General features: G+C 45.6%; 12 protein-coding genes. 9 read left to right on the plus strand and 3 right to left on the minus strand.

What is annotated here, in order from left to right:
* The first annotated feature begins 144 nt into the window (after positions 1-144).
* The 4 genes from Q0C15_RS07160 to Q0C15_RS07175 all read left to right on the plus strand — a co-directional run bounded on the left by Q0C15_RS07160 (position 145) and on the right by Q0C15_RS07175 (position 4,375).
* Positions 145-1,197: an archaeosine biosynthesis radical SAM protein RaSEA gene (locus Q0C15_RS07160; protein WP_297217778.1), complete on the plus strand. Its 1,053-nt coding sequence runs from the start codon at positions 145-147 to the stop codon at positions 1,195-1,197.
* 3 nt (positions 1,198-1,200) lie between these two features.
* A complete protein-coding gene (locus Q0C15_RS07165; protein WP_297217781.1) occupies positions 1,201-2,673 on the plus strand; it encodes a DHH family phosphoesterase in 1,473 nt (490 codons plus the stop codon).
* Positions 2,674-2,768: 95 nt separating this feature from the next.
* A complete protein-coding gene (locus tag Q0C15_RS07170; protein WP_297217784.1) occupies positions 2,769-3,743 on the plus strand; it encodes a thiamine-phosphate kinase in 975 nt (324 codons plus the stop codon).
* Positions 3,743-4,375, plus strand: coding sequence for a diphthine--ammonia ligase (locus Q0C15_RS07175; RefSeq protein ID WP_297217831.1), 633 nt, complete (start codon positions 3,743-3,745; stop codon positions 4,373-4,375). Before Q0C15_RS07170 ends, Q0C15_RS07175 begins: the two co-directional genes overlap by 1 nt.
* Before the next feature lie 77 nt (positions 4,376-4,452).
* Here Q0C15_RS07175 and Q0C15_RS07180 read toward each other — a convergent pair whose 3' ends face one another.
* Both Q0C15_RS07180 and purB read right to left on the minus strand, forming a co-directional pair.
* Positions 4,453-5,046: a hypothetical protein gene (locus Q0C15_RS07180; RefSeq protein ID WP_297217787.1), complete on the minus strand. Its 594-nt coding sequence runs from the start codon at positions 5,044-5,046 to the stop codon at positions 4,453-4,455.
* Positions 5,027-6,394, minus strand: a complete 1,368-nt coding sequence (gene purB / locus Q0C15_RS07185) for an adenylosuccinate lyase (RefSeq protein ID WP_297217789.1) — start codon at positions 6,392-6,394, stop codon at positions 5,027-5,029. Before purB ends, Q0C15_RS07180 begins: the two co-directional genes overlap by 20 nt.
* A 132-nt stretch (positions 6,395-6,526) precedes the next feature.
* Between purB and pdxS the strand changes: the two genes are divergently transcribed.
* Together pdxS and Q0C15_RS07195 are read left to right on the plus strand one after the other, a co-directional pair.
* Positions 6,527-7,537, plus strand: a complete 1,011-nt coding sequence (pdxS, locus tag Q0C15_RS07190; RefSeq protein WP_297217792.1) for a pyridoxal 5'-phosphate synthase lyase subunit PdxS — start codon at positions 6,527-6,529, stop codon at positions 7,535-7,537.
* Positions 7,538-7,580: 43 nt separating this feature from the next.
* A complete protein-coding gene (locus Q0C15_RS07195; protein WP_297217794.1) occupies positions 7,581-8,255 on the plus strand; it encodes a TIGR00297 family protein in 675 nt (224 codons plus the stop codon).
* Between the two features lie 111 nt (positions 8,256-8,366).
* On the opposite strand, the gene asnS is transcribed toward Q0C15_RS07195, so the two are convergent.
* Positions 8,367-9,656, minus strand: a complete 1,290-nt coding sequence (asnS, locus tag Q0C15_RS07200) for an asparagine--tRNA ligase (RefSeq protein WP_297217797.1) — start codon at positions 9,654-9,656, stop codon at positions 8,367-8,369.
* 177 nt (positions 9,657-9,833) lie between these two features.
* On the opposite strand from asnS, the gene Q0C15_RS07205 reads away from it, so the two are divergent.
* From Q0C15_RS07205 to Q0C15_RS07215, 3 genes are all read left to right on the plus strand, one after another.
* On the plus strand, positions 9,834-10,700 hold the full coding sequence (locus Q0C15_RS07205; protein WP_297217800.1) for a hypothetical protein: 867 nt from the start codon (positions 9,834-9,836) through the stop codon (positions 10,698-10,700).
* A gap of 210 nt (positions 10,701-10,910) precedes the next feature.
* Complete coding sequence (locus Q0C15_RS07210; protein ID WP_110640463.1) at positions 10,911-11,123, plus strand: 4Fe-4S binding protein; 213 nt, start codon at positions 10,911-10,913, stop codon at positions 11,121-11,123.
* The coding region (locus tag Q0C15_RS07215) for an NAD(P)/FAD-dependent oxidoreductase (RefSeq protein WP_297217805.1) at positions 11,110-11,463 on the plus strand (354 nt) is incomplete at its 3' end. The genes Q0C15_RS07210 and Q0C15_RS07215, both read left to right, overlap by 14 nt.

Raw genomic sequence — 11,463 nt, forward strand, 5'->3', positions numbered from 1 at the left:
GATGTCCGGAAAGGCATAGGTCTTTTCGCTGAAAGGAAGATCCGAAGCTTCAGCTGAGGCGCAACTCACATAATATGCCGAAAGTAGTATATCGAAGTATGGATACAGCAAAAGGGTTTTAATCAGAAAAGAATAAGCTTAAACATGGTCAACAAAGAACTTGCCCTTTTCATCAGATCGCTCATGCCTGAGGGGAGGGCAGGTGGAGATCCTGATCGTCCAGTTTCTATGTGGAATGAACTGGACAGATTACGCGGATACCCTGAAAAGACAACGGTCGTTATCTTCAGAACGAGAGGATGTTCTTGGTACCGGTTCTCATCTTGCAGCATGTGCGGTTATTTCAATGATACGCAGAATGTGACTGAGGAGAACCTCTATCACCAGATAGATCATGTTGCGTCCACACTGAATTCAGAGGTATTGAAGGTGTTCACCTCGGGCAGCTTCCTTGATCCTGTTGAGATACCTGATCAGGTTAGATCCTATTTCTATGAGAAGATCGGTTCCAAGGTCTCGAAGCTACTTGTTGAATCCAGGACTGAATACATAAGGCCAGAACGGATGGAGGAATTGAAGAAGATAGGCATATCTGTGAGAATTGCTATAGGCCTGGAATCGGCGAACGACTATTTAATTGAAAATTCGATAAATAAGGGATCCAGCTTCAGGAAATACATGGATGCAGCCCTGACTGCAAAGAAATACGGCATGGAGATAAGGACGTACTTGCTATTCAAGCCGCCGTTCATCTCGGAAAAAGCTGCAATCGCCGATGTGCTCGAGTCCATAAGAAAAGTCAGAGATATAACCACGGACGTTTCTATAAACCCGACCAACATACAGAAGAATACGCTTGTAGAATATCTATGGAAGAATGGGCTGTACAGACCGCCCCGGCTCTATTCGCTGGCCAGAGTCCTGATAGAAGGCATGAAGATAGGACCTGAAGTGATATCGTATCCGACTGGAGGAAACAAGGAGAGGGGCGTTCACAACGATACATTCGATGATAAGCTTCTTGATCTAATCGTGGAGAGTTCCCTGAATCAGGATGTTAAGGATCTTGAGCGTTATATGGAATCGCTTGATCTTTCCGCTTTCTGGGATATGATAGAGGCCGAGGACAGGGCGATGGTGCAGGTTGATTTTGAGAGGGTCATCCGGCAGGCTCTTTCGGCTGTTCCAGAGATATGATGTATGCTCATTGAGAAGTATCTCCGCGATGAGAAGTATCGTCGGCTGTTTGAAATAGCTCGAGACGTCGCTAATATAATAAGCGACCAGAAGAGAGTTATCATAGTCTCGCATATCGATGCCGACGGATTATCATCCTCAGCCATCGCAAAGAAAACGCTTGAAAGATCTGGGATAGACACTGAAGTGGTATTCATAAAAAATGTGGATCCTAAAGTTCTCAAAGATCTCCCACCAGGTTTCAAATGGTTCGTGGATCTGGGCTCAGGATCAATGAAGATGATAAGGGATGCACAGATAGAATGCGCAATAACAGATCATCATCTACCAGATCAGTTTGACATAGATCCGGAGTTCAGGAGAGACCTACTTGAATTTCTGGAACATTCAGACTTCGGATCTATATATCAGGTCAACCCACATATGGTGGGGCTGAACGGCTCTTACGAAGTGAGCGGTTCTGGCGTGACCTTTCTCGTCTCCATGGCAATGTCCGACAATAATGCGGATCTTGTGGTGCCTGCCATTGTGGGAGCTGTCGGAGATGTACAGGATGCAAACAGCGGAATTTTAGAGGGTTTAAATAGGATATTCATCAATCTTGGGAATGATCTTGGCCTTGTGAGAATAGATCAGGATCTGCGATTTTTCGGTCGTGCGACAAGGCCTCTGCCCAAGTTTCTGGAACTAGGTTATGACAGGTTGCCTGGAATATCAAACCTCAGGGGTTCAGGATCCAAGCTTCTAAAATACCTGAACATACCTATCAAGGATGGAGACAGGTTCAGGGTCTACAACGATTTGAGCGAAGATGAAAAGAGGCTGATAAGGACTGAGATATTCAAACGCCTGATCATCGGAGATATTGACGCATTCGATGAGGTCTTCGGAGAAACCTATGTCTTTCCAAGGGAAGACGTAAGGTCTCCAACCTACGATGCAAAGGAATTTGCTACTCTTCTGAACTCATGCGGGAGATACGGGGAGGGGATGACAGGTCTTAATGTTGCGGCAGGCGATCGTGGAGAGGATTACATGAAATCGATATCTCTGATGTCCTCACACAGGAGAAACCTTGTGAATGGATACAATCATATAATGGCTGAGGGCCTTAGATCGCTCAAAAATATAGATTATTTCTATGCCGGAAAGGACATAAATGAGAATATAGTTGGAATAGTAGCAAATATGATAATAGCGAGGAATCCGGAGACGAGGAGACCGCTTATCACCATGGCAGATTCAGATCCTGGTACGGTCAAGGCAAGTGTCAGAGCAAACAAGGTATTCTTGAAGACAGGCGTGGATCTGGCCGACCTGTTCAGGAGGGCAGCGATGGGGGTAGGCGGTGTCGGAGGCGGCCACGATCTGGCTGCAGGGGCAAACATACCCGCAGACAGGATAGACGATTTCCTGAGGTTTGTGGATTCGGAGATCGGCAGAGCGGTATCTTCGATCGTTGAGAGCGATCGCTGATCATTGATGATTAGTTCGGATCTTCCGATCCCATAGATCTGCCGTTCATGCACATTCGATAATTGTAAAATACAGCAAGTCATAACCTGATCGAAATGAAGCTGAGGGATCTTGGCGAAAGATCGATCATATCAAGGCTGGCTTCAATCACGGGCCTTCCATATAAGGATGATTGTTCCTACATAGATGAGGGAGATCATTATATTCTCATAACGACCGATGTGATAAGAAAGGAAACGCATATACCGGACGGAACCGATCCGGAACTTGCAGGTCGGTTCATGGCGTCCATAAATCTCAGCGACATTGCAGCCATGGCTGGAGTCCCGCAGTACTTCATGACGGCATATTCTCTGGATCCTGACCTGGATATGGATTATGTTGAATCCATAGAACGAGGCATGATGTCTGTTCTGAGAAAGTATTCGGTTGATTTCATAGGGGGAGATATGAAGGAGGGCGATGATCTGACGCTTACGGGGATAGCCATTGGAAGACAGACAAAGAAGCTCACGAGAAAGCGTTCGGATATAGCGAAGGGCCAGATGGTGGGATACACAAACAGAATAGGCAGGGCGGCAAGCGGTTACATATTCTATAAGAGTGGCTATGACAGAAAGAGGGGCATATTCATGCTCCTTGGAGTTGAACCCAGGATAACAGAAGCTATCAAGATGAGTGAGTACGGTGCAAAATTCATGATGGATCTCTCCGACGGCCTGTATTCATCGCTTGATCAGATGAAACAGGATTATGGCGTTGGATTTCGCATAGTCAGGGATGAGATCGTGTTTGATGAATCCGTAAGCAAGGCGTCGGAGATCTCAGGTTCTGACGTCTATGATATATCTGCAAATTACGGTGGGGACTACGAAATACTGTTCACTGTGGATGAATCAGATTACAAGGATTTTCAGGCTGCAATGGATTCCGAGCATATAGAGGTCCACTTTATCGGAGAAACATGGGAGGGTGATAATATAATATTCGATGGAAGATCATGGCATCGCATAGTGGGCAGAGGTTATGAGCATTTTTCTGAAAAGCCGAAGCTAGGGAGGATAGAGTGATGAAGGCTATCGCGCTGCTATCCGGCGGCAAGGACTCATTCTTCTCTGCATACATAGCGATGCAGCAGGGCTTAGATATAATGAAGGCAGTCATAGTGAGGCCGAAGGAATATTCATACATGTTTCATTTCCCAAATGTTGACATGGCCGGATCAGTAGCTGATCTGCTCGGTCTGGATTATGCCTATGTTCCTGAAGATGAATTCAGGGATCGCATACTTCAGTTCGTCGATGAAGGTGCAAGAGCTTTAATTTCAGGAGCCATAGCATCTGAATTCCAGAAGACAAGGCTTGAAAGAATTGCAACCGAAGCGTCCATAATCTCTTATTCACCGCTATGGAGGATAGATCAGCACAGGGTGATAAGGGAAATTCTGGATGCCGGCATAAGGGCAATGATAGTGTCGGTATCTGCAGATGGTTTCACGGATCAGGATCTTGGGATGGAGATAGATGAGTCATATGCAAAACACCTTGCATTTCTTGAAAAGAGATATGGGATAAATATAACGGGCGAAGGGGGAGAGTATGAGACCTTCGTATTTGGATTTGGTAAAAGGCAGCTCAGGGTGAACGGACATAAGGTATGGAAAGGATCCGGCGGTTATTTTATAATAGACAGCATATATTGATGTAGTGACGCCCATCTAATGTGTTTCTTCATCTGCGGTATTTTCAGTAAAAACCATCGCAGTTTAAGATAACTGTATCAGAGATCCAGTGTTTTCTGTTTTCTGTCGTTATCCGGAATGGTATATTTCTTCAAATCAATAAGTTGGCCTATAAGCACTGAAAGAAGATCAACTGTGGCATCGTTTACGGTTTCCTTTGGTATCACAAGCATGTCTGTGTCTGGTATCATTATGCCAGACTCAGACAGCTTCTTTATCAGTTCTTTTCTGCGTTCCCATATAACAGTTTCGAAATTCACTGGCTTCTTTGTACCGCATCTTTCTATCTCTGTGAGGAATATGGGTCTCCTCAATATGCTGTGAAGCAACTTGAGTGCGAGATCCCCATCCATCCTGTTCACAGATGTCCTTATGGTGTTTCCCGTGATCTCGTATATGCTGAGATCCTGCCTCTTCAGGACTGAATAAAGGGTGACGGGCTTTATACGTCTTTCCTTTAGAATTCCGGCATCAACCAGCGCCTTAAGATACCCGGAAAGCATTATCCGGTGCATCCTGAAACCATTATCCACCAGCACCCTTGCAATGCCTGATATGGATTGCTCTCCATTTTGAAGGGTGTCCAGAATAACCTCCATTATACGTCTGTTCTCAGGAAGCCTGCTCTCCATCCGCCATCCCGATCCTTTTTCTCGCTTTCTTCACTATCATATCGCATATTATCGGAGCTGATCCAATAAAGTTTGCAGGATCCATATTCTTATCCAGATCGGATCTGCTTACATATTTTTCTATACCGTTTTCAATAAGACTTTGCCTGAAGCTTATCCCTCTGCTTCTTGCGTACATTGCGGCTTTACGTACAAATTCATGAGCGTCCTGCCTGCCCATTCCATTCTTTGTTAGCAGAGCAACTACGCCTTCAGAATATATGCTGTCATCGTTTTCAAGATTCCTCCTTATATTATCCTCCTTCACCACCAGTGTTCTTAGCACGCTGTTCAATCTATCTGTGGCGTAATCTATCAGTATGCTTGCATAGGGTATCACAAAACGTTCTGATGCGCTGTTCGTGAGATCCCTTTCATGCCATGTTACACCGGCCTCGTACTCTGGTATTATCATGGATCTTATCAGGCGGGATAGGCTTGCTACATTTTCAGAATTTATGGGATTCACCTTACTGGGCATTGAACTGGAACCAACCTGCTTGTCGAAATCAAAATACTCCGATATCTCGTCTATCTCCGGTCTCTGTAGATTTCTTATCTCTGTCGCTATCTTTTCTAGCGTTACTGCTATACCGTTTATAACGGATAGGTATTCTATATATCGATCTCTGTTCACTATCTGTGTGGCGCCATCCTCAGCATAGATGCCAAGTATCTCCATGACCCTATTCTGGACATCAAGCGCCTTTTCGCCAAGAGCCGCGCCAGTTCCTACAGGGCCGAGCACTTTTCCAGCAAACGCCCTCGTGGACATCTGATCCCAGCGATCCAGATGCCGGATCATCTCCGCCAAATAAACGGCGAACTTGAGTCCTAGCGTAATGGGCGATGCGTGCTGCCCATGGGTTCTTCCCATCATTGGCAGATCCCTGTATCTTTCCACAAGTCCGATGATCGTCCTGATGAACGATACAATGTTCGAACGGTAGAGTGAAGAAAAATCTCGCATCTGGAGTGCAGTGGCCGTGTCGTTGATATCGTTTGATGTCACGCCCAAATGCACATACCTCGATCCGTCGCCAGAATATTTTGATAGAACCTTCACCATGGCCATGACGTCGTGCTTAATCTCGTTCTCCACCTGCCTGACCTCTTCGATCCTCACAGATCCAGAATCCACAGCTTTCTGTATATTCTCATAGGCTTCAGCTGGTATGATGCCAAGCTCCGATTCGGCTCTTGCAATTGCAGCTTCAACGCTAAGCATATAACGGAGCCTGGTCTCCTCATCGAATATATCCTTGATCTGTTTCCTGCCATATCTGTACTCAATGGGCGAAACTACCATTGCTCAATAATACATATAATAGTTTAAAGATTTGTCATTGAACAGCGACAGAGGGAAAATTGCTGAAATGTAAAGACTTACACTATTCCCAGATCTCATTAACCTTTATATTTAACATGTCAATATCAACGTATGACACTTGATCTAACCAAGCTCCGTTTCGGCAGCGAACTGATCAAGAGAGGGTTCTCTGCCATGACGAAGGGTGGTGTAATAATGGATGTCACCACTGCCGAACAGGCAAAGATTGCAGAGGCTGCTGGTGCAGTGGCGGTCATGGCTCTGGAGCGCGTGCCTGCTGATATAAGGGCAGCTGGTGGAGTAGCTAGGATGGCTGACCCGCTGAAGATAAAGGAGATCATGGATGCGGTTTCAATTCCGGTGATGGCTAAGGTAAGAATCGGGCATATATCTGAGGCGTATGTGCTAGAGAAGATAGGCGTTGATATGCTTGATGAGAGTGAAGTCCTCACACCTGCCGATCCGTTCTTTCATCTGTATAAGAAAAGCCTGACCGTCCCGGTTGTAGCTGGAGCTAGGAACCTCCCAGAAGCGGTTAGGAGGATATTTGAGGGTGCAGCAATGATAAGGACCAAGGGCGAGGCCGGAACGGGTAACATAATAGAGGCCGTGAGGCACATAAGGAAGGTAAACGAGGAGATAAGCATCCTCAAGAAGATGACCGATGATGATCTGCGTTCCGTTGCTTCCAATATTTCGTCATCTTACTTCACGCTCAGAGACGAAGCCTCGAAGGATCTTATGGGGTCCGAAGGGAAGCTGCCCTACGATTCGGTGTATGCAGGTCTGAGCAGGAGCAGGATTGAACGCGAAATTCTTGGAATCTTAAGGCAGATACGCAGACTTGGCAGACTGCCGGTTGTGAATTTTGCGGCAGGAGGAGTTGCGACACCAGCAGACGGCGCCCTGATGATGGAACTTGGAGCGGACGGCGTTTTCGTAGGCAGCGGCATATTCAAATCACCGAATCCAGAAAAGATGGCCAGGAGCATAGTAGAGGCCGTGGAAAACTATAGAGACTACGAGGCTGTGGAGAAGGCAAGCGAAGGACTTCAGGGTATGCCGGGCGTGGATATAGAGTCCATACCTAAGGACATGAGGCTTCAGGAAAGGGGCTGGTAAGACGACCATAGAAACGATCCTCCTTACCCTTGCCATACTTGCGGTGCTCTTCGTGATCTCTTTGAAACTGAACGTTCTGGATCTCAAGGGTAGCCTGGCTGCGCTCTTCATAGGAGCGATCGTTTCTTTCCTTGGTTCTATTTACTGGCTTATACTCATGCTGATCTTCGTTGCCTCATCATTTCTGGCCACTAAGGCCTTCTTCAGAAGGAAGGTGACAATGAAGTTGCAGGAGGGTCAGCATGGAGAGCGACGCATATCCAACGTCGCATACGCTGCTCTTGTGGGCATACTGATAACGCTGATATACGGTATCTACCCCCATATGCAAAACTATTTCTTCGAACTATTCGCCATCTCGTTTGCAGTCATAAATTCCGATACCTTCGCATCTGAGATAGGTGTGATAGACCAGAAAGTATATATGATAACAAATTTCAGGAGGGTTACACCTGGTGTAAATGGCGGCATATCGCTCACGGGCGAGATGGCCGCGATATTGGGAAGCTTGATCATAGCCTTCTCTTACTCCATCTTCGCGTACCATGGAATAAATGTGACGAAGATAGCGGAGGTGACTGCGGCCGGTTTTATCGGTTGCCAGATAGACAGCCTTCTTGGTGCTGTATTCGAAAATCGCGGAAAGCTGAACAAAGGGCAGGTCAACTTTCTGTCGTCCTTTTTAACCGTTGTGGCAAGCGCTGCAATGTTTGTGTAAATGATATGCTGCAGAGACGCATCATGATGGATGCGGTCTCTGGCGAGGCAAGAATACGATCATTGATCATTTTTTAAGGGACTTCCCATCATAGGTTTGCAGACATCCATTTCAAGGTCTTGTCCTTCTTATCGTTCTTGGGTAGGGTATGGCCTCCCTTATGTTGTCAAGGTGCATTATCCACATTGCCAATCTATCGAGGCCAAGGCCAAACCCTGAATGTGGAATGCTACCGTACTTTCTCAGGTCTATGTACCAGTAATAGGCTTTTTCGTCCAGATTCGCTTCCCTGATTCTCTGCATCATCTCGTCATAGTTCCAAATCCTCTGGCTCCCACCAATTATCTCGCCGTAGCCTTCGGGCGCAAGCATATCATGGTTCAGGACTTCACTAGGATTCTCCGGATCCACAGGCATGTAGAAGGGTTTCAACTCCTTAGGGTAGTTTGTTACGAATATTGGTCTATCATATTTCATGGTTATCTGCCTCTCCTCATCCGCGCCAAGATCATCACCGTATTTCAGTGCAAGACCTATGGAATTGGCTACCTTTATTATCTCGGAGTACCTTATTCTGGGATATGGGGGTTTCATTCCTCTGAGCAGATCAGGATCCCTTCCAAGCATCTTCAGATCATCCTCATTATCCTCAATTACCCTGCTTAGTATGTAGTATATCATCCGCTCTTCGATATCCATCATTTCATTATTATCGATCCATGCAACCTCAGCCTCAGCATGCCAGTATTCCGTAAGATGTCTCCTTGTTCTGGATTTTTCAGCTCTGAAGCTTGGTGCTATGGTGAAAACCTTCTCGAGGCTGTATATCATGGTCTCCAGATAGAACTGTGCACTCTGGTTCAGAAATATGGGTTCGCCGAAGAAGTCCACTTTGAAAAGGGTGGATCCACCCTCGACGGCGGTCGATACCATGAATGGTGTTTGCACTTGATAATATCCATTCTCATAGAAAAAATCAGCAAATGATCTGAATATGGTGGATCTTACCTTCAGGATAGATGTGAACTCCCTGCTCCTGAGCCACAGGTGTCTGTTATCAAGCAGAAATTCCTCACCCTGATCCTTGGTTATCGGAAAGACATCGTTCTTCTGATAGATCCTGCAGGAATCCACAGCAAGCTCATATCCAGATGGCGATCTTTTATCCTCCTTGAGCGTTCCATGAAATTCAACGCTGCTCTCTATACCCAGAGATGCTATTGAGTCATAGACATCGGGCTGTAATTCATTCTTTCTAGCGGTGCACTGTATTATGCCACTAGAGTCCCTCACGACCACAAAGGTGACTCCTCCGCTGCTCCTGATCCTGTACACCCAACCCCTTATGGCAACCTTTGATCCAACGTAAGCCTTAGTGGAAACCTCAGCAATAGATAACATCCTCGGGTTATTTATCCTTAAGAAATAAATATTTACCTGAGTTTTTGCATAAATTGTCTGCCAAGTGACTTTTTCGATCAGCATTGAATGACGATCATGCGCATCAGGTCGGTATTTCTCATAACGGAAGAATCAACATCGATAAATATATATTATACTGACGGAATAAAGTAAGGAATGGTAGAAGAATCACCTCTTAAGGATGTCAGGTTCAAAATCCCCGCGGATCTTGACGCCAGAGTTAAGGAGAGCGGGAAAAGTTACAGAGACATTGTTTACGAATATTTCAATGGAACAGGTACAGATAATTCCATACCGGAATGGATCTTCGAGCCAGAGAAGGTAAATCGGATAGCGCTCTACGGCTATCTCAGGAATCTTGAGGTTAATGATTATAACCAGAAATTTGTGAGATATTTTTACCATCGGATTACAGAGAGGCTTGAGAAGAATCCTGAAGACGAGAAGCTGAACGATCTCAAGGAATTTGTCATACAGGATATGACCAATGAGGAAAGCCCCTTTGAACTGGATCTTGTCAGGACGGCCATGAGGCCAATAATCGAGATCATCGACAGCATATATTCCGATACGGGTCTGGCCGGCGAGAGGAAAAAGATGGAGGCTGAGATACAGGATCTCAAGATCCAGAAGGATAGATTGCTGCAGGAGATCGATCAGGCGAAGCAGGAGCTAGCCAATCTCGGAAATACAAAGGTGCAGATAGACCAGTCACTTGCCGACATGCAGAGACAGATGGACGACATACAGAACGGCATAGATGAGAGAATAAAGCAGATATATGCTGAAAATGAGAGCATGAAGAAGACCCTCGAGGACTACGACAAGGTAAGGAGCGATCTGGCAAACGCAATGTCAACCATATCACAGATGAAGGATCTTATACTTCAGAGGGATGCAGAGATAAAGAAACTCAAGGATAATTATAATGATATATTCAAAAAATACGACACATTGATAAATAAAATGACAAGAAAGGAATTTGAAAAGATCAACGCAAGACCACTTCCATCCAAAGAATAAATATTATTTTTTTCATAATGATTTCGCATATGATACTACAACTCATGCGTATTTTTCATCAATAAACCAAATTGATGTTCTGAAATTGCCCATTATATATGGTCAGCAAGATATGTATTTGTTTGTATCGCATTCTGGATTTTGATCAGAAGCATTAACAAAAATCAAATATACAGGCAACCGTTTTAACTTTAATTCTAGGTGTAATTAATGGTGGAGCTGAAAGTTAAGACGGAGATGGATGTTGACAGAAACCTCTGCAACTATTGTGGGGCCTGCGTGGGAATGTGCCCTACCGATGCCATTTGGCTCGATGAAACGGTGATAAAGATCCACGAGGAGAAATGCATTGAATGTGGCTTCTGCATAGTTGGATGCCCAACTGGTGCGATTACCGCGGAGTGGTTCAATGGAAACCTATGATGTTCTTGTGGTCGGTGGCGGTCCAGGAGGGAGTACAGCCGCCAGATATGCTGCAAAGTACGGTCTCAGGACGCTGATGATAGAGAAGAGGCCAGAGATCGGATCGCCCGTTAGGTGCGGTGAGGGGCTTTCCAAGGGTATACTGAATGAAGCGGATATCAAAGCTGATAGATCATTCATAGCGAATGAGGTTAAGGGTGCCAGAATATACGGTCCATCGGAGAAGAGGCCGATAGTGCTTCAGAGCGAGAAGGCAGGGAATGAAGTTGGATACGTTCTCGAGAGAGACAAGTTCGACAAGCATCTTGCAGCACTGGCAGCCAAAGCAGGTGCGGACGTA

The sequence above is a fragment of the Thermoplasma sp. genome, assembly GCF_023256435.1.
GTDB lineage: Archaea > Thermoplasmatota > Thermoplasmata > Thermoplasmatales > Thermoplasmataceae > Thermoplasma.